General features: G+C 69.6%; 17 protein-coding genes. 4 read left to right on the top strand and 13 right to left on the bottom strand.

All coding sequences use genetic code 11. The features are described 5' to 3' along the window. Window positions 1-14: 14 nt before the first annotated feature. The 11 genes from IED13_RS01830 to IED13_RS01780 form a co-directional block, all read right to left on the bottom strand. On the bottom strand, window positions 15-1,229 hold the full coding sequence (locus IED13_RS01830) for a beta-ketoacyl-[acyl-carrier-protein] synthase family protein (protein WP_191123182.1): 1,215 nt from the start codon (window positions 1,227-1,229) through the stop codon (window positions 15-17). Then, window positions 1,226-1,483, bottom strand: a complete 258-nt coding sequence (locus IED13_RS01825) for an acyl carrier protein (RefSeq protein WP_038361573.1) — start codon at window positions 1,481-1,483, stop codon at window positions 1,226-1,228. The genes IED13_RS01830 and IED13_RS01825 overlap by 4 nt, the downstream gene beginning before the upstream one ends. Before the next feature lie 480 nt (window positions 1,484-1,963). Further along, entirely contained in the window at window positions 1,964-4,681 is a 2,718-nt protein-coding gene (locus IED13_RS01820) for a caspase family protein (RefSeq protein ID WP_191123181.1), read from the bottom strand. A gap of 255 nt (window positions 4,682-4,936) precedes the next feature. Then, the gene (rpiB, locus tag IED13_RS01815; protein ID WP_038361576.1) at window positions 4,937-5,383 is read right to left on the bottom strand and encodes a ribose 5-phosphate isomerase B; all 447 of its coding nucleotides are present in this window, start codon (window positions 5,381-5,383) and stop codon (window positions 4,937-4,939) included. 64 nt (window positions 5,384-5,447) lie between these two features. Continuing rightward, a complete protein-coding gene (locus tag IED13_RS01810) occupies window positions 5,448-6,236 on the bottom strand; it encodes a transporter substrate-binding domain-containing protein (protein WP_038361579.1) in 789 nt (262 codons plus the stop codon). 28 nt (window positions 6,237-6,264) lie between these two features. Next, complete coding sequence (locus tag IED13_RS01805; RefSeq protein ID WP_191123180.1) at window positions 6,265-7,029, bottom strand: amino acid ABC transporter ATP-binding protein; 765 nt, start codon at window positions 7,027-7,029, stop codon at window positions 6,265-6,267. A gap of 15 nt (window positions 7,030-7,044) precedes the next feature. After that, a complete protein-coding gene (locus IED13_RS01800; RefSeq protein ID WP_191123179.1) occupies window positions 7,045-7,713 on the bottom strand; it encodes an amino acid ABC transporter permease in 669 nt (222 codons plus the stop codon). Between the two features lie 13 nt (window positions 7,714-7,726). Next, window positions 7,727-8,410 (bottom strand): amino acid ABC transporter permease, encoded by a 684-nt coding sequence (locus IED13_RS01795; protein ID WP_191123178.1) that lies wholly within the window; start codon window positions 8,408-8,410, stop codon window positions 7,727-7,729. Window positions 8,411-8,418: 8 nt separating this feature from the next. Further along, on the bottom strand, window positions 8,419-9,312 hold the full coding sequence (locus tag IED13_RS01790; protein WP_191123177.1) for an NAD(P)-dependent oxidoreductase: 894 nt from the start codon (window positions 9,310-9,312) through the stop codon (window positions 8,419-8,421). A 48-nt stretch (window positions 9,313-9,360) separates the two neighbouring features. Next, window positions 9,361-10,101, bottom strand: a complete 741-nt coding sequence (locus IED13_RS01785; protein ID WP_191123176.1) for a FadR/GntR family transcriptional regulator — start codon at window positions 10,099-10,101, stop codon at window positions 9,361-9,363. A 274-nt stretch (window positions 10,102-10,375) separates the two neighbouring features. After that, window positions 10,376-11,512 (bottom strand): NAD(P)/FAD-dependent oxidoreductase, encoded by a 1,137-nt coding sequence (locus IED13_RS01780; RefSeq protein ID WP_191123175.1) that lies wholly within the window; start codon window positions 11,510-11,512, stop codon window positions 10,376-10,378. A 228-nt stretch (window positions 11,513-11,740) separates the two neighbouring features. Between IED13_RS01780 and IED13_RS01775 the strand changes: the two genes are divergently transcribed. The 4 genes from IED13_RS01775 to IED13_RS01760 are packed head-to-tail and all read left to right on the top strand — an operon-like array spanning window position 11,741 to window position 17,500. Next, the gene (locus IED13_RS01775) at window positions 11,741-13,828 is read left to right on the top strand and encodes a hydantoinase/oxoprolinase family protein (RefSeq protein ID WP_404801874.1); all 2,088 of its coding nucleotides are present in this window, start codon (window positions 11,741-11,743) and stop codon (window positions 13,826-13,828) included. Between the two features lie 5 nt (window positions 13,829-13,833). Then, the gene (locus IED13_RS01770) at window positions 13,834-15,822 is read left to right on the top strand and encodes a hydantoinase B/oxoprolinase family protein (protein WP_191123174.1); all 1,989 of its coding nucleotides are present in this window, start codon (window positions 13,834-13,836) and stop codon (window positions 15,820-15,822) included. A gap of 59 nt (window positions 15,823-15,881) precedes the next feature. After that, complete coding sequence (locus IED13_RS01765) at window positions 15,882-16,133, top strand: (2Fe-2S)-binding protein (RefSeq protein ID WP_191123304.1); 252 nt, start codon at window positions 15,882-15,884, stop codon at window positions 16,131-16,133. Beyond that, complete coding sequence (locus IED13_RS01760) at window positions 16,130-17,500, top strand: FAD/NAD(P)-dependent oxidoreductase (RefSeq protein ID WP_191123173.1); 1,371 nt, start codon at window positions 16,130-16,132, stop codon at window positions 17,498-17,500. The genes IED13_RS01765 and IED13_RS01760 overlap by 4 nt, the downstream gene beginning before the upstream one ends. Before the next feature lie 15 nt (window positions 17,501-17,515). Here IED13_RS01760 and IED13_RS01755 read toward each other — a convergent pair whose 3' ends face one another. Both IED13_RS01755 and IED13_RS01750 read right to left on the bottom strand, forming a co-directional pair. After that, the gene (locus IED13_RS01755; RefSeq protein ID WP_191123172.1) at window positions 17,516-18,421 is read right to left on the bottom strand and encodes a LysR family transcriptional regulator; all 906 of its coding nucleotides are present in this window, start codon (window positions 18,419-18,421) and stop codon (window positions 17,516-17,518) included. 67 nt (window positions 18,422-18,488) lie between these two features. Then, window positions 18,489-19,799 (bottom strand): NAD(P)/FAD-dependent oxidoreductase, encoded by a 1,311-nt coding sequence (locus IED13_RS01750; RefSeq protein WP_191123171.1) that lies wholly within the window; start codon window positions 19,797-19,799, stop codon window positions 18,489-18,491. Between the last annotated feature and the right edge of the window lie 8 nt (window positions 19,800-19,807).

Below are 19,807 nucleotides of genomic sequence, written 5' to 3'. Positions count from 1 at the left end.
TCGGCCGCCGCCGTTCACGCGCTGCGGCCGAACGCCAGCACCGCGTTGAGGCCGCCGAAGGCGAAGGAATTCGACAGCGCATGGCGCAGCACCGCCTGCCGCGCGCCCTCCGGGACGACGTCGAGCCCGCATTCCGCGTCGGGCTCCGAGCAATTCGCCGTCGGGGGAACGATCTGGTGGTGCAGCGCGAGCGCCGTGGCCAGCGCCTCGAACGCCCCGGCCGCGCCCAGGCAATGGCCAAGAACGCCCTTGATCGAGGAGACCGGAGGCAGCTTCTCGCTCGGAAAGACCGCGCGGATGGCCCGGCTCTCGACGACGTCGTTGATCAGCGTGCCGGTGCCGTGCGCGTTGATGTAGTCGATGGCCGCCGGATCGAGTCCGGCGCTCGCCAGCGCGCGCCGCATCGCCCCTTCGGCCCCCGCCTGATCGGGGGAGGTCAGGTCGCCGGCATCGGCATTGGCCCCGAAGCCGACCAGCTCGGCATAGATGCGTGCCTTGCGGGCGACGGCATGCTCCCATTCCTCGAGGACGAGGATGGCGCTGCCTTCGCCGAGCACCAGGCCGCTGCGGTTGCGCGAGAACGGCCGGCAGGTGTCGCGCGACAGAATGCGCAACGCGCTCCAGCCGGTCATCGTGCCGGGCGTGATCGAGGCTTCCGAGCCGCCCGTGATCGCGATGTCGCAATCCCCATGGAGGACGGCGCGGTAGGCCAGGCCGATGGCGTGCGTTCCCGATGCGCAGGCGCTCGCCACGGCGAAGGTGTTGCCGTGCAGGCCGAGATCCATCGAGATCTGGCTCGCCGGCGCGTTGGCCATGAGCTTCGGAATCGTGAGCGGGTGAACCGAACGCCGCTGCTCGCGGTAAAGGCGCTGGAAGCTGTCGTCCAGCGTGGTCATGCCGCCGACGCTGACGCCGACGACGACATCCGCCTGGGCGAGCGTCGCGTCGTCCGGCTCCAGCCCCGCATCGGCGACCGCTTCGCGCGCCGCCACGACGGCGAACTGGGACATCCGGTCGAGTGACCCCAGCCGCTTCGCGGTGAAATGGGCGTCGGGGTCGAAGTCATGGATCTGGGCGGCGATCGGGCAGGGAAGCTCGTCCATCTGCGGCAGCATCAGCGGCCCGATGGCGCTGTCCCCGGCCACGATGCGTTCCCAGGTTGTCGGCATGGTCGGTCCGGCCGGCGAAATCGCGCCGAGGCCGGTGATCGCAACGCGTCTCCGTGTCACGCCGGCGCTTTCTCGCCCAGGGCCGACTCGACGATGCGGGCGATGTCTCCGACCGTCTTCAGTTCCTTGACCCTGGGGTCGTTGGCATCGAAGGGGACGCGGATCTTGAAGCGCTCTTCGATTGCGAAGATCGTTTCGAGCACGTCGAGAGAATCGTATCCGGCCTCTTCGAGGCTGGTCTTTTCAGTGATCTCCGCGGGATCGCGGCTGATCTGTCCAGCCACGATCTCTTGCACGACCTTGAGTATGTTCATTCCCGAACCTGCGACTGCCCATGATGCTGGGGGCTAGAGGAATTCCGCGTTTTCAAGCGCCGCCGAATTGCTCTACCTCTTTGTTTTCTCGCATTTTCTTCACGCGAACCGGTGTCCGCTTCGCTTGAAAATGCGCTCGTCTGACTCGATACGGTTTCGTGGCCGATACGGGGCAAGGAGTGTCGCTCGCCGAAGCAAGGGCGCCGCACCTCGCACGTCACGGGTTGCAGCGCGTAGGGCAGGTTCCGTGCCAACCGTCCTGCCGGCGCGAGCGGCGCGGGGGGGCTCCTGTTCGACCGGCTTGTCCCTTGATATCGATGGGAAATCCCGAATGGCTGCTTTGATGCGTTATCCGGAGTGATCCGTATCGCGGATGATGCTTCCGACATTCCGTGTCGGGAGCACCAAGATTTGATGGTTCCCTCGGATTCTGCGCGGCGAGGGCCGCCGCGCATCGATTTCGGGACCCCGGCGTACCCCTCACCGGCATTGCGGCTTGCCGGGCTCGCAAGGCGGCCGGTGCTGGGGCTGCGGACCATGGGCAGGCTGCGGTGCCCGCGGCCGGGCCATCATCTGGGCGCGTTGCTGGGCCTGCATCGCAGCTTGCTGCTGCATTTGCGCGGCCCGCTGCTGGGCGGCCTGCGCAGCACGCTGTTGCTGTTGCTGCTGAGCTTGCATCGCCCTTTGCTGAGCCGCTTGCGCCGCGCGCTGCTGCTGAAGCTGCGAGGCCTGCGCGGCGGCTCTTTGCTGAGCCTGCTGCTGGGCTTGCATGGCCCGCTGCTGTTGCTGCGCCTGTGCGGCACGCTGTTGCTGCTGCGCTTGCACCGCCCTTTGCTGGGCAGCCTGCGCCGCGCGTTGCTGCTGCGCCTGCAGGGTGGCGGCCTGCTGAGCGCGTTGGCGCTCGGCCTGCTGCGCCGCCGCACGCTGCGCCGCGTCGGCCGCATTCGGCTGCGGAATTTGGGCAGGCTGGGGCGCGGTCCGTGGGGCTGTCGCAAGCGGCGGCGTGCCCGGGCGACCCGTCTGAGGCGCCTGCGGCGGTGCGGCGAGATGCTGCGCCGGGGCCGTGTTGCCGGGAGCGGCGGGCAGGGCGGCCGGCGCGGGCAGGGGCTTTGCACCGGCCGGAGCCGTGGCAACCGGCGGCGTGCCCGGGCGACCCGTCTGAGGCGTCTGCGGCGGTGTGGTGAGATGCTGCGCCGGGGCCGTGTTGCCGGGAGCGGCGGGCAAGGCACCCGGCGCCGGCAGAGGCTTCGCGCCGGCCGGAGCCTGCGAGGGCGCGGTCTGCGGGGCCGTCGCAACCGGCGGCGCGCCGGGGCGACCCGTCTGAGGCGTCTGCGGCGGTGTGGCGAGATGCTGCGCCGGGGCCGTGTTGCCGGGAGCGGCGGGCAAGGCACCCGGCGCCGGCAAAGGCTTTGCACCGGCGGGAGCCGCGGCCGAAGGCGCGGGGCCGCCAGCGGGTGGCTGGCCGGGACGTGGCTGGCCGATGGTGGCGAGCGAGCCCTGCGGCGCACCGGGCTGGGGCCCCGTCGCGGCCGGCGCCGCGGCGTGCGGAGGCTGCGCCTGCTGTTGCCGGGCGCGCAACAGGGCGGCGGCCGGCAGCGCGGCGGCGGTTGCCGCGATCGCGGCGGAAGCGACCGGATGCGCCTGGATCATTTGCTGGAGGCCCGAGGAGGGAGCCGGCGCCGGTCCCCCTGCCGGAGGTGCCGCTGCCGGGGCGCCCCCCGTCACCGTGGGCGGCAGGGGAGGCAGGGACTGGCCCTGCGGGCTCGTCACCACCACGCTCTGCGAGGCCGGGTTCACCACCACGGTGTTGTGGATGTTGACGTTGACGACATTGACCGGCGGCGGGACGACATAGGCCGGGCGTTCCACCCAGAGCGGCACCGGATGATAGATCGGGATCGGCAGCACGAACTCGGCGACAGGCGGCGGCGGTGGCGCCAGATCGACATAGAAGACGGGCCGCGGCGGCAGGAAGACGACCGGCACCGGCGGCGGTGGCGGCAGCTCGTAGACCGGATCGGCGAAATAGACCACCGGCCGCTCGACATAGACGATCTCGTCGGGCGGGGGCGGAGGCACGTCATAGGAGAGCGCGGCAAAGGACGCCGGAGGCTCGTAGGCGACGGCGAAATGGGCCAGCCGACGCCGCGCGTCGCCGGCATGAGGGCCGCGCGGATAGCGCCCGAGATAGGACCAGTAGGCCTCCGGGGTGTCGGCGACGGCGCTTTCGCGCCAGACGATGGCCTCGCGCCGGGCGGCCAGGATGGCGCGTACGCGCTTCGCCAGCGGATCGCCCGGATAGGCGGCCAGGAAGTCCTGATAGCCGCGCATGGTGTCGCGGGTCAGCGCGGCAAGATAGGCGTCGCGCGCGTCGAAGCCCCGGATCGGCTTGTCGCGAAGCTCGACGAAGCGGTTCTGGTCCAGCGGCGCGGCGTTGGTGCGCTCGAAGAACAGGAAAGGCACCTGCACCTTCGAGGCCTGCCAGGGCACCTCGGCGCCGCCCGTCAGTTCGCTGGTGCGCAGGCGCACGCGCTCGAACAGGTCGTCGAGCGGCAGGCCGCCCTGCTTGATCATCTCCGACAGTGCCGTGGCGTAGGCGCTGTAGTCCTTGCCCTCGGGTGCGATCGTGCCGGGCGCGGCATTGAAGGCGATCAGCGAGCCGGGGTCGGGCTGCATCAGCGCGAGGCCCCCCGCCAGCGGCTGGCCCGAGCGGGCGAACGGATTGGCGCGCGCGGCATCGAGTACGACGATCCGCGCCTTCAGCGGCAGCGTCGCCAGCGGCCTGACGAGATCGGTCAGGCGGATGGCGGCGAGCGGCACGTCGGCGTCGCGTGCGATGCGGGCATCGACGGGAACGAGATAGTTCTCGCCCTCGAACTGAAGCCCGTGGCCGGCATAGTAGACGAAGGCGACGGTATCGGGGCCCGATGCCGCTGCCTTGTCGAGGAACTCGCGCAGGGAGGAGCGCAGGGTCGCGGTGTCGAGGTCGCGCGCGCCGACCACATCGAAGCCGGCGGCCTGCAGCGTCTGCGCGATCAGGCCTGCATCGTTGGCGGGCGTCGCCAGCGCGCCGTCCGGATAGGCGCCGTTGCCGATGACCAGCGCGATTCGCTTTTCCGACGACTGCGCGTGCGCGGGCGGGCCGCCCAGCAGAGCGGCTGCGAAAAACAGGCCGCAAACGATGCGCCATAGTGACATGGGAGCCTCCCGCGAAAGATCGCCGTAAACGAGGCTGTGCCCATCAGGCTGAACGGTATTTGAATGAAACGTGGCAGCCCGGCGGCTTTTTCGGGTCGATCGGGCTCAGCCCGGAGCGATCCGGCCGGATCCGGCGCAGACGGGCCGGCCGCAAGCCGGCCGCAAGAAAAGAGGCGCCGATGCCGGCGGCCCGCGCCGCTGGATCGCTGTTCACGGAGCCGGAAACCGGGATCGTTTCGCTCCCGGATCCGGGTCTCAGCCTTCGGCATCCATCTGGTGGAGCTTCTCGACCCGGCGGCGGAAATCCTCGTCGGTCGAGAATTCGGCGGCGAGATAGGACGAGATCAGGTCGCTGGCGAGCCAGGGGCCGACGATCTTGGCGCCGATGCACATCACGTTGACGTCGTCATGCTCGACGCTCTGATGGGCGGAATGGATGTCGTGGCAGACGGCCGCCCGGATGCCCTTCATCTTGTTGGCGGCGATCGAGGCGCCGACGCCGGTGCCGCAGACCATGATGCCGCGCTCGGCCTCGCCGGAGGTAACCTTGCGGGCGACCTCGCGGGCGATGTCGGGGAAATCGACCGGCTGGTCGTCGTGGGAGCCGACATCGACGACCTCGTGGCCCAGCGATGTGATGTGGTCGATGACGTGCTGCTTGAGGGACCAGCCGGCATGGTCGGAGCCGATGACGAGGCGCATGGGATATCCTGTGGTGGTTGGAGCGAAGGGCCGGCGCCCATGGCGAGCGCCGGCTCGGTAGGGATCAGCCGCGCATGTTCGCGGGCAGGTCGGTGCCGTGGAACTTCTTGTAGATCGCGTTGAGCTTGCCGTTCTTGAGGTTCTGCTCGACCCAGGCGTCGAGCTTCTCGATCAGCTTCGGCTCGCCCTTCTTCACACCGATGGCGAGGTCGAAATTGGTGATCGAGACCTTGGGCTCGAAGGGCCGCGCCGGCGCCTTGACGCCGATCTGCGAGACGATCGTCGCCGAGCTCGCGACGCAATCGGCCTGGCCGGAGACGGCCGCCGTGACCATCGTCGCATCGTCCTCGTAGCGGGCGAGCTTGAGGTCGCGCTCCTTCATGTTGGTCAGCGTCGTGTCCTGCGTGGTGCCGCGCGAGACGGCGATGGTCTTGCCCTTCAGATCGTCCCAGCTCTTGGCCTCGACCGATTTCAGGCAGCCCACCACCGATTGCAGCGCGGCATAGGGTTTTGAGAAGTCGATGACCTTGGCGCGCTCGGGCGTGACCGACAGCGTCGAGATGATGATGTCGGCCTTGTTGGTCTGGACGTTGGGGATGCGGGTCGCGCCCGTGGTCTGGACGAATTCGAGCTGAAGGCCCCAATCCTTGGCGAGAAGCTCGGCGGTCTCGACATCCGAGCCGGTCGGCTTCATGGCTCCGTCGATCATGCCCGATGGCGGGATCGCGAGATCGGTCGCGATGCGGATCTTGCCGGCCTTCATGATGTCGTCGAGCAGGTCGGCGCGGGCGGCCTGGCCGGCGCAGGCCAGGGCCGTCGCCGCCAACAGGGCAAGCGTGAGAGAGCGTTTCATCCTTGGTTCCTTCCCTTCTTTTTGGTCGTTAGAGCCCGGTTCCGACGAACTGGGCGAGTTCCGGCGTGGCCGGAGCTGACAGGATCGAGGCACTTCCGGCCTCGTGAACCCTGCCCGCATGCATGAACACCACCTGATCGGCGATGCCTCGCGCGAACCCCATCTCATGGGTAACCATCACCATGGTCATGCCGTCCGCGGCGAGCTGTTCGATGACCTTGAGCACCTCGCCGGTCAGCTCCGGATCGAGCGCGGAGGTGACCTCGTCGAACAGCATCACCTTGGGCTGCATCGCGAGCGAACGGGCGATCGCCGCGCGCTGCTGCTGGCCGCCGGAGAGTTGCTCGGGATAGGCGTCGAGCTTCTCGGAGAGGCCGACCCTGGCCAGCATCGCCTTGGCGAGCTCGCGTGCTTCGGCCTTCCTCATCCGCTTCACCGAGACCGGCGCCAGCGTGATGTTCTGCTCGATGGTGAGGTGCGGGAACAGGTTGTAGCTCTGGAAGACGATGCCGACATCCTGCCGCAGCGCCCGAAGATCGATATCGGCGGCGTCGACGCGGTGCTCGCAGACGCGGATCTCGCCGGAATCGATCTTCTCGAAGCGGTCGATGCAGCGCAGTGCCGTGCTCTTGCCGGAGCCGGAGCGGCCGATCAGCACCAGGACCTCGCCGCGTTCGACGGTGAAGCTGACGCCGTCCAGCACCTTGAGCGTGCCGAAGCTCTTATGGACCTTGTCGAGCACCACGATGGGGCGTTCGACGATGAGGTGTTCCTGGGGGCGTTCCTGGCTCATGGCTTTCAAATCTCGTCAGGCCGGCATCAGCTTCGCGCGGCCGACGCCCATGCGGCGTTCGAGACGCCGGCTGAGGAGCGAGATCGGGAAGCAGAGCGCGAAGTAGATCAGGGCGATGATCGCGTAGATCAGGAAGGGCTCGAACAGAGAGTTGTTGATGATCTGGCCGGAACGGGCGAGCTCGACGAAGCCAACGACCGAGGCGAGCGAGGTGTTCTTGATGATCTGCACCATGAAGCCCACGGTCGGCGGCGTGGCGATGCGCATCGCCTGGGGCAGGATGACCTTGAGCATGCGCTGGGTGCGGCTGAGCGCCAGCCCTTCGGCCGCCTCCCATTGCGGGCGCGGCACGGCCTGGATGCAGCCGCGCCAGATCTCGCCGAAATAGGCGCCGACATAGATCGTCAGCGAGGCTCCGGCAGCCCAGAGCGGCGTGATCGCGAAGCCGAGCGCGGAGAGGCCGAAATAGCCGAGGAACATGATCACAAGCAGCGGCGTACCCTGGACGAGCTGGACATAGGCGCCGCTGAGCAGCCGCACCGCCTTGCTCGGCGAGACCCGGGCGAGCGCGATCAGGAGGCCGACGATCCCGCCGCCGATCAGCGCGATCATCGACAGCCCGATGGTCCAGAGCGCGCCCTGGCCGAGGAAGAGGAGATGGTTCGCATTGAGGGAGCCGCCCATGGTGATCGCTCCCTTAAAGCGGCGTGCCGAGGCGCCGGCGGCGCGGGAAGAGCACCTGCCCCAGCGCCCAGAAGGCGGCGCGCAGGACGAGCGAGAGCGCGATATAGGCGAGCGCGACGAGGATATAGGTCTCGAAGGCGCGGTAGGTGTCGGACTGGACGTAGTTGGCGACGGCCGTCAGCTCTTCCGCCGAAATCTGCGAGGTGACGGAAGACGCCAGCATCAGCAGCACGAACTGGCTGGTCAGCGACGGATAGACCTTCTCGATCGCCGGCAGCAGGATGACGTGCCAGTAGATCTGGACGCGCGAGAGGGCGAGGCCCTCCGCCGCCTCGATCTGGCCGGGCGGGATCGCCTCGAAGCCCGCCCGCATGATCTCGGCCGTATAGGCGCCGACATTGATGGCGAGCGCGGCCGCCGCGACGGAAAAGGCCGAGAATTTGAAGCCGATGCTGGCCAGCCCGAAATAGACCAGGAAGATCTGGACGAGCAGCGGCGTGTTGCGGATCGTCTCGACGTAAGCGGCGCAGAGCCCGGCGATGAAGCGGTTGCTGCTGCCGCGGCCGATGGCACAGAGGGTGCCGATCGCGCCGCCGGTCAGGATCGCGATGAAGGCGAGCTTCAGCGTCATCGCCGCGCCGTCGAGGAAGAGCGGCCAGCGTTCGAGCACGACGGAGAAGTCGAGATGGAGCCCCATCGCCGCCGTCAGGCCCGGTTCGTCATGCGGTCATAGACGCGAAACAGCGCCTGGTTGCCGTTCCCGCCTTCGCCATGGGCGCGCGCCTCGATGTACTGGCTGGTGACGAGCGCGGTGCCCGGCAGTGGTACCGAAAGCGCCTGCGCCTGTTCCTGCACGAGGCGCAAATCCTTCAGCATCAGGTCGATGCGGAAACCCGCCCCGGCATCGCCCGCGATCATCGCGGGGCCGAGCTTGTCGAGCATCCAGGACGCGGCCGAGCCGCCGAGCAGCACGGAGCGCATCTGCTCCAGATCGACGCCGCAGGCGCGGCCGAGCGCGATCGCCTCGCAGACCGCCTGGATATTGATGCTGCAGATCAGCTGGTTGCAGAGCTTGACCGCCTGGCCGGCGCCCGGTGCGCCGACATGGGTGATGGTCGTGCCCATGCCCCGGAAGAACGGTTCGGCCCTGGCGAAGGCCGCCGCCTCGCCGCCCGCCATGATCGTCAGAGTCGCGGTCTTCGCACCGATCGGGCCGCCTGAGACCGGCGCGTCGACGAAATCGGTGCCCGTCGCCTTGAGATCGGCATGCATCCGGCGGACGGCGACAGGCGAGATCGTGCTCATGTCGACGATCAGGCGCCCGCGCGGCGGCGCGGCCAGCAGGCCGTCCTCGCCATAGACGACATCCTCGACCTGTGGCGTATCCGGCAGCATGGTGATGACGATATCGGCATCCGCCGCAGCCTCGGCCGGGCTCGCAGCCGGCTTCGCGCCCTCGGCCGCCAGCACGGTGACCGCCTCGTCGAGGACGTCGTAGACGGTGACCCGATGCCCCGCCTTGATGAGATTGCGCGCCATCTCGCGCCCCATCGTGCCGAGGCCGATGAAGCCGACGCTGCCCGTTTCGTTCCGTCCCATAACCTGCTCTTTCGGCATTGTTTTGATGAAATCGGCGCCTCGGTTTCGCTAGGCGCTCCGCGTCTCCGACCGGTCGCCCTCGCCGGTCACCGCGCGGCGGCGGTATTCGTCGCCGATCGCGAAATGGCGGCGCAGCGTCACTTCGGCGCGGTCGGGATCGCGCCCGACGATGGTGTCGAAGACGCGCTTGTGGTCATCGATCAGGTAGGTCTTCATCGAGCTGAAGCGCTGGACGAGCTCGCGGCGGCTGCGATGCGAGCGCGCCAGCAGCGTCGACATGGATTCATGCAGCACCGCCAGCGTCGGCGAACGCGCCGCCAGCACGATGGCTCGGTGGAACTCGAAATCGGCGTCGCCACCCGCATCGGCATCGTCGATGGTCTCGCCGATGCGGACGAGCGCGCGTTGCAGCCGCTCGAAATCGGCGATGGTGGCGCGCTCGCAGGCCAGGCGCACGGCCTGGCACTCGATGGCGATGCGCGCCTCCATCACATCGTCGATGAGGTCGGCCTGCTGGGCGAGCGCGAGCGTGAAGAAGTCCTTCAGCATCGAGGCGTCCGGCCGCTTCACGATGGTGCCGACGCGTTCGCGGATCTCGACGATGCCGAGCATGTGCAGGGCGCGCAGTGCTTCGCGCACGATCGGCCGGCTCACGCCGAGCTGCGCGGCCAGTTCGCGTTCGGCCATGAGCCGTTCGCCCTGCTTCAGCGTGCCGTCGAGCAGCCGCTCCCGCAGATAGGCGAAGACGCGCTCGAACCCCGACGCGCTGTCGGTACCTTGAGCATCCATCCCTGACGTCACCGTTCTTATTTCTGGTAAGACCAGTACGATGACCAGAGGCGAAAATCAACCGCGAGATGGCGGCAGCGAGTGAAGCCGTGCTCTGTTCGGGTTCGCGGGCTCCGTTTGCCGCGTCGATCCCGGAGACGTTCGGATTGCCGGTTGAACCGTGCGGCCTGAGGCGGCCATCACCGGTGCAATACTCGCTCAGGGATTGGGAAGCCCGCCTCCACCGGGGCGTTGCGGTGGATCGCCCGGCGCGCCGTGCCGAAGAGCGCAGCGTTCAGCCCTGTGCCGCTGTCCCGGAAGCCGCCGCGAAGCGCTCGATGCGGAAATCGTGCAGGGGGATCTCGGTCGTGCCCGTCGCGATCAGCTCGGCCATGGTGTCGCCGACGCCGGGGCCGAGCTGGAAGCCGTGCCCGCTGAAGCCGAAGGCGTGGAACAGGCCCGGCGTGGTGGCGGAAGGGCCCATCACCGGCAGCATATCGGCGAGATAGCCCTCGCAGCCCGACCAGGTGCGGATCACCGCGACATTCTCGAGCGCCGGCAGCAGGCGCACGAGTGCGCGCAACTGGGCCGGCAGGCGTGCCGGGTCGGCCTTGGCATGGCCGGGCTCGAGATCGACCGCGACGCGCTCGGCCGCGCCGCCGAAGACGATGTTGCCGCGCTCGACCTGTCGAAAATAGCCGTCTGCTCCATGCTGCCGGCTCCAGATGCCGACCACGGGCAGGACGCGGTGGGGCAGGGGTTCCGTCACGCCCATCTGCGGGCCGCGCGGCGTCAGCGGCGCGGGCTCGCCGAAACGGGCGGCGATGGCTGCGCCCCAGGCGCCGGCCGTGTTGAGCAGACGATCCGCCTCGAACACGCCTTTGGCGGTGGTGACGCGGAAGCCCGCCGCCGTCGCCTTGAGGTCGGTGACCGCGCAATCCTCGACGATGCTGGCGCCGAGCCGCCGTGCCGCATCGGCGAAGGCGGGCGCGATCAGCCGCGGATTGCCGGACCCGTCCTGCGGGGAGAACGAGGCCGCGATCGCGCCAGGCCCGAGACCGGGAAAACGTGCCCGGATCTCGTTGGCGCCGAGCTCTTCCAGTTCCAGCCCCCAGGGCCGCGCGGCTTCGGCATAGGCGCGCATATCCGCCAGCGCGTCCTCCTCGAAGATCAGGCGCAGATGGCCGGTGGCGCGGAACTCGACGTCGCGCCCGAGCAGGCGCGCGGCCTCGCCCCAGAGTGCGCGGGAGCGATGCGCCAGCGGCAGTTGCGTGAGATGGCGGCCGGTGCGGCGGATATTGCCGAAGGAGGCGACGGTCGCTCCCGTTCCCACCCGGCCGCGCTCGAGCAGCGTCACGCGCAAGCCCCGCCGGGCCAGGAAATAGGCGGAGGCGGTCCCCATCAGGCCGCCGCCGAGCACGATCACGTCCATATCCGCCTCTCGCCGCGCCGAGGCGGCAGGTCGTCCAGCTGCCGAAGCTGCCGCCCCCCGGAACTCCAGTCAAAGACGCGTTGGCGCAAAGGCCATAAGCGCCGCCTATGGACAGGGCACAAGGCGGCTGCCGTCGAGGGCATAAGTCCGGCTTATGCGTCTGCCCGGCTTGTCTCTTGGACGGGGCGGCGTCGCCCATGCCAGCTTCCGGATCGGCACAGGAGAGGCATGGACATGGCAGGCGGGGCAGCGCTCGGCACGGATGTGGGCGACGGCGCGGATTGGAAGATCGGTGTCGATATCGGCGGCACCTTCATCGATTTCTGCGCCTTGGAAGCGCGCAGCGGCCGCGTCGCCTCGCTCAAGGTGCTGACGACGCCGGACGATCCGGGCGCGGAGCTGATGACGGGCCTCACGCTGCTGGCCGAGCGCGAGGGGCTCGATGCCACCGCCGTGACGCGCTTCGTCCACGGCACCACGGTCGGCGTCAACACGGTCATCCAGCGCAAGGGCGCGCCGCTCGCGCTCTTCACCAATGCCGGTTTCGAGGACGTCATCGAGCTCGCCCGGTTGCGCATGCCCGACGTCTATTCCTTGTTCTGCTCCCGCCCCGAGCAGCTCATCACTCGCGACCGTGTCTTCGGCATCCCCGCCAGGATGCGCTCGGACGGCCGCGAGACGGTCAAGCCCGATCTTGCTGCGGTTGCCGCCGCGGTGGCTTCGGCCAAGGCGCGTGGCGCCGTCGGCATCGTCGTCGCCTTTCTGCATGCCTGGCGCGACGGCGCCCAGGAGGAGGTGGTGAAAGCCGAGATCGCGCGGCTCGCGCCCGAGCTCTTCGTCTTCACCTCGGCCGAGGTCTGGCCGGTCATCCGCGAATATGAGCGCACGACGACGGCGATCCTCAACGCCTATGTCCATCCGCGCATCGCCGGCTATCTCTCGGCGCTGGAAGAGCGGCTGGAGGGGCGCGGCGTGCCCGCGCGCTGCCTGCTCACCAAGTCCAATGGCGGCGTGATGAACGCCGCCGAGGGCAAGCGCGCCTGCGTCTCCATGCTGCTGTCGGGCACGGCCTCGGGCGTGATCGGCGCGGCCTGGTTCGCGCGGCAGGCCGGCGAGAAGCGCGTGCTGACCCTCGATATCGGCGGAACCTCCGCCGATTTCGCCCTGATCATCGACGGCGAGGCGCAATACGGCACCGGCGAGATGATCGGCGAGTTCCCGCTCTATATCCCCTCCGTCTCGGTCAGCTCGATCGGCATCGGCGGTGGCTCCATCGCCTCGGTCGACGGGCAGGGCGTGCTGCGCGTCGGCCCGGAATCGGCCGGCTCGACGCCGGGGCCCGCCTGCTACGGCCGCGGCGGCCACCAGGCGACGGTGACGGACGCGATGGTGGTCTGCGGCTGGCTCGGCCATAGCGAGATGGCCTATGGCCAGCTCAGCATGGATACCGGCCTAGCTCGCGCTGCCGTCGGGCGCCTCGCCGAGGCGCTCGGCCGCTCGGTGGAGGAGGCCGCCCAGGCCATCCTCGACATCGCCGTCTCCGAGATGTTCGTCGAGGTCGAGAAGCTCTCGTCGCGGGCCGGTGTCGATCTCAAGGATTTCACGCTGATGCCCTTCGGCGGGGGCGGCCCGATGCTCGGCGCCTTTCTCGCCCGCGAGCTCGGCATGACCCGGCTGATCGCGCCGCGCCGCCCCGGCGTCGTCTCGGCATTGGGCGGCCTCGTCGCCGATCTGCGCGGCGATTTCGTGCGTACGCTCTTCGCCGAATTGTCGCCGGGTGTGCTGCCGGAGCTTCACCGGGCCTTCGCCGCGATGGTGCAGGACGGACGCGCCTGGCTCGCCGCCCAGGGCCATGCCGGACCGGCCGATCTCAGGCTCTCGGCCGATATGCGCTATGTCGGCCAGAGCTACGAGATCGAGGTGCCGCTGCAGCCCGCCTGGCTGGAGAGCGGCGACGCCGAAGCGATCGCGCGGGAATTCCACCTGACGCATGCGCGCATCTACGATTTCGACGATGCGCAGGGCCGCGTCGAGATCGTCAATCTGCGCCTCTCGGCCATCGGCGCCGGCCCGGCGCTGACCTTCCCCGAATGGGATGAGGTCGACGAACAAGCAGAGCCCGAACGCGAGATCGCGGTCCATACCGGCGGCGCCCGCCGCGCGGTCGGCCTCTATCGCCGCGCCGAGCTGAAGCCCGGCAGCCGCTTCACCGGCCCGGCCGTGGTGGCGCAGGAGGACACCACCGTCGCGATCCCCCTCGGCGCCCGCGCCCGGATCGACCGCCATCTCAACCTGCACCTGACCTTCGCGGAGTGACGCCGATGTTCGACCGGATGAAGCTGCAGGTCCTCGCCAACCACGCCCGCGCCGCGGCGGAGAATATGGCGCATACGCTGCACCGCACGGCGCATTCCGCCTTCGTCAAGGAGACGGAGGACTTCACCGTCATGCTGATCAGCCGGCGCGGCGACACCTTCGCCGTGCCGATGGAGCTGGGCGCGACCTGGTATCCCGGCCTCTCCTGGGCGCCCGCGATCGAGATGGTCGAGGACTACAAGCCCGGCGACGTGGCCTTCACCAACGACCCCTATTCCTGCTTCGTCGCGACCCACGCTCCCGACACCCATCTCTGGAAGCCGGTCTTCCACCAGGGCGAGATCGTCGCCTGGACGGGCGGCCATATCCACAACACCGATATGGGCGGCGCGGTGCCGGCCTCGCTGTCGCGCGCCCTGACCGAGATCCATCAGGAGGGCATCCGCTTCCCGCCGATGAAGCTCGTCAACGAAGGCGTCTTCGACGAGCAGATCCTGCGGATCATGACGACGAACGTCCGCAAGCCGGACCTGAACATCGGCGACATCAAGGCCCTGGTCGGCGCGCTCAACACCGGCGAGCGCAAGGTGCTGGCGATGATCGAGAAGTTCGGCCGACAGGCCTTCCTCGAGGGTGTCGACGCGCTGCTCGACCATGCCGAGGCGCAGGCGCGCGAAGTGCTGCGGGCCATGCCGGACGGGACCTGGGAGTTCGCCGACTATGCCGACGAGGATTCGGTCGAGGCCAATCCCTGCCGCCTCAAGCTCAAACTGACGATCCGCGGCGGCGAGGCGGTGCTCGACTTCACCGGCTCCGACCCGCAGCTCGCCTCGTCGCTCAACGTTCCCAGCGGCGGCAACCCCCGGCATACGATGCTGCTGGTCGGGGTCTATTACGTCCTCTACACGCTGAACCCGAAGATCCTGCTCAATACCGGCCTGACACGCCCCTTCACCTGCATCGCGCCGGAAGGGTCCGTGCTCAACCCGGTCTTCCCCGCCGCGGTCGGCATGCGCTCGCTCACCTGCGCGCGGCTGCGCTCGGTGATCTTCGGGGCCTTTTCGCAGGCCGTGCCGGAGCGTTTGCCGGCAGCACCCGCCGGCAACAACTGCATCGTCAACGTGATGACCACCGACGAGCGCACCAGCCGCACCGTCATCGCCGCGGTCAACCCGGTGGTGGGTGGCGGCGGCGGCATGCCCCATCGCGACGGCACCAACGGTTCGGGGGCCGATGCCGCCTATCTCAGGAACACGCCGATCGAGATCACCGAGACGGAAACCCCGGTCGAGTTCGTCAGATACGGGCTGGCCAGGGACAGCGGCGGCGCCGGGCGCTGGCGCGGCGGGCTCGCCACCGAGATGGCCTTCCGCGTCTTCGCGCCGGATAGCCGCATCACCGCCCGCAACCGCGACCGCAGCTTCTTCCGCCCCTGGGGCGTGCTCGGCGGCCGCGCGGCGGGCCTGTCGGACATGGTCGTCAATCCCGGCCAGCCGGAGGAGCGGCGGCTCGGCAATATCGACACCGCCGTGCTCCAGCCGGGCGATGTGCTCGAAATCCGCTCCGCCGGCGGCGGCGGCCGCGGCCATCCTTTCGACCGTGAGCCCTGGCGCGTCGCGACGGATGTGGCGCGCGGCTACGTCTCGGCCGAGGCGGCGGAGCGCGAGTACGGCGTCGTCATCCGCGCAGGCGAGGTCGACGAGGCGGCGACGCAGGCGCGCCGCGCATCACGCTCGCCGGTCGAGGGCCATTTCCATTTCGGCCCCGAGCGCGAGGGCTACGAGGCGCAATGGACGCCGGAAGCCTATGACTGGCTCACCGCGCTGCTTGCCGGCCTGCCGATCCACTGGCGCTTCTTCGCCAAGACGGAGATCTTCCGCCGGATGAAGGGCAAGGTGGGCGCGCAGGGCGTGGCGCAGGCTTTCAGGGAAGCGCGCCTGCGCTTCCCTGAAATGCCCGAGGGCGGTGCTGCCTTGCCCGAGGCGGCCGAGTGAGCGCGGCGGGCCATCCGGCCGGGCGCCTCGTCCGGCTTGCCGAGACGAATCGCGCGCCGATGCGCTTCGTCCTCGACGGCGCGGAACGGCAGGCACTTGCCGGGGACACGGTGCTCAGCGCCATCCTTTCCGTGGCGCCGGCGCTGCGCCATTCCGAATTCGGGACGGAAACCCGCGCCGGCTTCTGCCTGATGGGCGCCTGCCAGGATTGCTGGGTCTGGCAGGAGGAGGGGCCACGCATCCGCGCCTGCTCGACGCCGCTCACTGAGGGTATGCGGCTGCTGACCGACGCTCCGGGAGACTGGCCGTGAGCGGCGGCGGAACGCCGCGCGTGGTCGTCGTCGGCGCCGGTCCAGCTGGCATCCGCGCCGCGCAGACGCTCGTCGCGGCCGGGCTCACGCCGATCGTGATCGACGAGGCCGAGCGCGCCGGCGGCCAGATCTACCGTCGGTCGCCACCCGGTTTCACGCGCCCGCCCGAGACTCTCTACGGTTCGGAAGCGTCGAAGGCGGTGGCGCTGCATGCCGCCTTCGACGGAATGCTCGCGGCAGGCCGGCTCGTCCATCACGCGCGCAGCTCCGTTGCCGCGATCGCGGATGGGCGCCTGCTCGTGCTCGGGCCGGCCGGCAGCCATTGGGTCGCCTATGATCGCCTGATCCTCGCGACCGGCGCGATGGACCGGATCATGCCGGTGCCGGGCTGGGAGAACCCCGGCGTCTACGGCCTCGGCGCGATGCAGATCGCGCTGAAGGCGCAAGGCGCGGCGCTCGGCCACCGGATCGTGTTGGCAGGCTCGGGCCCGCTGCTCACCTTGCTCGCGGTGCAGTTGCTGAAGGCCGGCGGCGAGGTCGCGGCGGTGCTCGACACCTCGCCGACGCGCCGGCAGCTTGCCGGTCTCGGCGGTCTCGTGGCGCGGCCGGTTTTCGTCCTGCGCGGGCTCGCGATGCGGGCGCGCCTCGCCGGTCGCTACCATGCCGGGGTCCGGCTCGACCGGATCGAGGCCGATGCGCGCGGGCCGGTGGCCATCCGCTGGCGCGACGCGGCCGGGCAGGAGCGTCACACGGACTGCGACGCGGTCGGCCTCGGCTGGCATCTGCGGTCCGAGACGCGGCTCGCCGACCTCGCCGGTTGCGATTTCGCCTATGACGAGAGCTGGCGCCAATGGCTGCCGAAGGCCGACGAGTTGGGGCGGGCCAGCGCGGGGGTCTACCTCGCGGGGGACGGCTTGCGCATTCTCGGTGCCGACGCGGCCGAGGTCGCGGGGCGCCTCGCCGCCGCTGCCTGCCTGCAGGATCTCGGCCTGCCGGCGCCCGATATCGTCGCCGACAGGCGCCGGCTGCGTCGTTTCGCCCGCTTCGCAGGCGGCGTCGCCGAGGCCTTCCCCTGGCCGGCGGCGGCCACGCTTCCCGGTGAGACCGTGATCTGCCGCTGCGAGGGTGTGACGGCAGGAGAGCTGCGCGAGACCGTCGATTTCGGCGGCGGCGAGGTCAACCGCGCCAAATCGCTCGGGCGTGTCGGCATGGGGCGCTGCCAGGGCCGCTATTGCGAGCTCGCCGCCGCCGAGATCGTGGCCGACCGGGCAGGCCTGGGCTGTGCTCGCGAAGCCGGCCGGCTGCGGGCCCAGGCCCCGGTCAGGCCCGCGCCGATCGGTGCGTTGCTGGGGGACGCCGACGGTTGAGGCGTCCGCGCGAGCTCACTCGCCCGCAAGCGCCGCCCGGCTGAAGTCGCGGCCGGCGGCTCTGAGGCAGTCGCGCATCCATTCATGGCTGGCGGAGAGCGGCCGGTCCTTGCTGGTCACGATCGCGATCGGCACCTCGATCCGCGGCGAGAACGGCCGGGCGACGATGCCGTTGAACTGCTCCCATGGCAGCAGCCCGTCGACGACGGCAAGGCCGAGGCCGTCGCGCACGAAGGGCAGCGCCGTGATCGACAGGTCGATCTCGATCGCGGGAGCATAGGCAAGCCCCTCCGTTTCGGCCGCAACCGCGAGCAGGCGCCCCGGCAGGGTGTCGGCGCGGTAGGAGATCAGGGTCTCCGCCTGGATATCCGCGAAGCCGATCCGGTCCAGCGCCGCGAGCCGATGCTGCGCGGGCAGCACGCAGACCAGATCGGCATGGCCGACCGTCTCCGTGAAGATTCCCTGATGCGGCAGGTTGTTCATGGTGATGCCGAGCGAGACCTCGCCGCTGCGCAGCATGTCGATGATGCTCACCTGCGACGCGATGAGCGAGCGCACGACGATATCGGGATGCGCTTCCCGGAAGGCGAGCAGCGCGCGCGGCACGATCGACATCGAGGGCGGGGCGGACGCCGCCAGCCTGACGAGCCCGGTGCGCCCGTGCCGCATGTCGACGGTGCGCCGCCGCAGCGCATCGAGCTCCCCGAAGATGTGCTCGGCCTGGGCGTAGAGCTCCTCGGCCTCCTGCGTCGGCACCAGCCGGCCGCGCACGCGGTCGAACAGCTTGAAGCCGAGCTGGTCTTCGGTGTGGAGCAGGATCTGGCTCAGCGCCGGCTGCGAGATGTTGAGCATCGCCGCCGCGCCGGTGACGGTGCCGCTGCGCATCAGCGTGCAGAAGACTTCGAGTTGGCGGGCCCGCATCGGTGGTTCCAGCATCGGCGATGGCGCAGACATCGCCGCCGCGAGCGCCGATGTCCAGTCCGATGCTTTAACGCTGTTCCCAGCGATCCAGCATCTCGTAGAACTGGACGGCGAGCGGCAGGAACCAGGGCTTGCCGTAATAGAGCGGGCGGCTCCTGAACGGCAGGTCCTCATAGGCGCTGGGCTTTTCCACGCTGCCGAGCATCCGCTGCGCGATCTTGTGGCCGAACCAGCTTGCCCGCGCGATGCCGGTGCCGTTGTAGCCACAGGCGTAGAAGATGCCCTCCCGCTCGCCGAGATGCGGCAGCTTGTCGAAGGTGAAGCCGGTCTGGCCGTGCCAGTAATGGGTGAGAGGCGTCCGCTCCAGTTCCGGGAAGACCTGCAGCATCTGCTTGCGCAGATGGCCGGCATTGGCCCGCGCCACGTTCTCGCCGTTGACCTTGAGCACGCGGCCGCCGAAGAGCACGCGCGTGCCGTCCGGCGAGGGCCTGTAATAGGTCACGACGCGCTGGCTGCCCGCCAGCATGCGCCGCTTCGGCATCAGCCTGTCCATGACCTCTGGCGGCAGCGGCGCCGTGGCGATGAGCGCGCTGCGGATCGGGATGATCCGCCGCTGCAGGAAGGGCAGGAGCGAACCCGTATAGCCGTTGGTGGCGACGAGAAGCTGCTTCGCCGCGATCCGCTGCCGGCCGACGGAGACGGTGAAGCCGCCGGCGTCCGGCGCGATCGCTGTAACGCGCGCGCCGCCGAAGAGCTGGGCTCCGGCGCGGTGCGCCGCTTCGGCGAGGCCTGCGACATAGCGGGCGGGATGGAGCCCGGCATAGCCGGGAATGGCGAGGCCGCCATGGTAGAGATCGGTGCCGATCTCGCCATGCTGCTCGGCCCGCGGCACCAGATAGGCGTCGCAGGGCATGACCTTGCGGATGCGGTCGAGCTGGCGGCCCATGGCCTCGTAGAGGCGCGGCGTCATGGCGCCGCGGAAATAGCCGACCACAGCGAGGTCGCAGGCGATGGCCTCGCGCTCCACCACGTCCTTGACGTGCTGGAGCGCGAGAAAGCTCTCTCCGACGATGGCGCGCGCCTTTTCCGGCCCATAGGCCATGGCCGTGTCGAAGGTCGCCCATCCCGGCCCCAGCATGCCGCCGTTGCGGGAGGAGGCACCCCAGCCCGGCGCTTCCGCGTCGAGCACCGTCACCTGCTTGCCGGCTTTCGCCAGCGTCAGCGCCGCATTGAGGCCGGTGAAGCCTGCCCCGACGATCACGACCTCGCTGCTGGCCGGCAGCGCGGTGGAGGGGGCGGCCCTGGGCTCGGCCGCATCCCACCAATAGGGCGTGTCGACGGCGCCCTCGGCGAAGAACGGCCCGGTCACCTGTGCCATGCCGCGAT

Source organism: Allobosea spartocytisi (genome assembly GCF_014764685.1).
In the GTDB taxonomy this organism is placed as follows: domain Bacteria; phylum Pseudomonadota; class Alphaproteobacteria; order Rhizobiales; family Beijerinckiaceae; genus Allobosea; species Allobosea spartocytisi.
The sequence above is the reverse complement of the archived record's forward strand: the minus strand, read 5'-3'. Positions and strand labels throughout refer to the sequence as shown.

What these genes read in the sequence shown, in the direction of transcription:
- IED13_RS01825 (WP_038361573.1), bottom strand. Translation starts at nt 1,483, where the DNA reads ATGAACATACTCAAGGTCGTGCAAGAGATCGTGGCTGGACAGATCAGC.
- IED13_RS01820 (WP_191123181.1), bottom strand. Translation starts at nt 4,681, where the DNA reads ATGTCACTATGGCGCATCGTTTGCGGCCTGTTTTTCGCAGCCGCTCTG.
- rpiB (WP_038361576.1), bottom strand. Translation starts at nt 5,383, where the DNA reads ATGCGCCTCGTCATCGGCTCCGACCATGCCGGCTGGTCCCTCAAGCAG.
- IED13_RS01810 (WP_038361579.1), bottom strand. Translation starts at nt 6,236, where the DNA reads ATGAAACGCTCTCTCACGCTTGCCCTGTTGGCGGCGACGGCCCTGGCC.
- IED13_RS01805 (WP_191123180.1), bottom strand. Translation starts at nt 7,029, where the DNA reads ATGAGCCAGGAACGCCCCCAGGAACACCTCATCGTCGAACGCCCCATC.
- IED13_RS01800 (WP_191123179.1), bottom strand. Translation starts at nt 7,713, where the DNA reads ATGGGCGGCTCCCTCAATGCGAACCATCTCCTCTTCCTCGGCCAGGGC.
- IED13_RS01795 (WP_191123178.1), bottom strand. Translation starts at nt 8,410, where the DNA reads ATGGGGCTCCATCTCGACTTCTCCGTCGTGCTCGAACGCTGGCCGCTC.
- IED13_RS01790 (WP_191123177.1), bottom strand. Translation starts at nt 9,312, where the DNA reads ATGGGACGGAACGAAACGGGCAGCGTCGGCTTCATCGGCCTCGGCACG.
- IED13_RS01785 (WP_191123176.1), bottom strand. Translation starts at nt 10,101, where the DNA reads ATGGATGCTCAAGGTACCGACAGCGCGTCGGGGTTCGAGCGCGTCTTC.
- IED13_RS01780 (WP_191123175.1), bottom strand. Translation starts at nt 11,512, where the DNA reads ATGGACGTGATCGTGCTCGGCGGCGGCCTGATGGGGACCGCCTCCGCC.
- IED13_RS01775 (WP_404801874.1), top strand. Translation starts at nt 11,741, where the DNA reads ATGGACATGGCAGGCGGGGCAGCGCTCGGCACGGATGTGGGCGACGGC.
- IED13_RS01770 (WP_191123174.1), top strand. Translation starts at nt 13,834, where the DNA reads ATGTTCGACCGGATGAAGCTGCAGGTCCTCGCCAACCACGCCCGCGCC.
- IED13_RS01765 (WP_191123304.1), top strand. Translation starts at nt 15,882, where the DNA reads ATGCGCTTCGTCCTCGACGGCGCGGAACGGCAGGCACTTGCCGGGGAC.
- IED13_RS01755 (WP_191123172.1), bottom strand. Translation starts at nt 18,421, where the DNA reads ATGCGGGCCCGCCAACTCGAAGTCTTCTGCACGCTGATGCGCAGCGGC.
- IED13_RS01750 (WP_191123171.1), bottom strand. Translation starts at nt 19,799, where the DNA reads ATGGCACAGGTGACCGGGCCGTTCTTCGCCGAGGGCGCCGTCGACACG.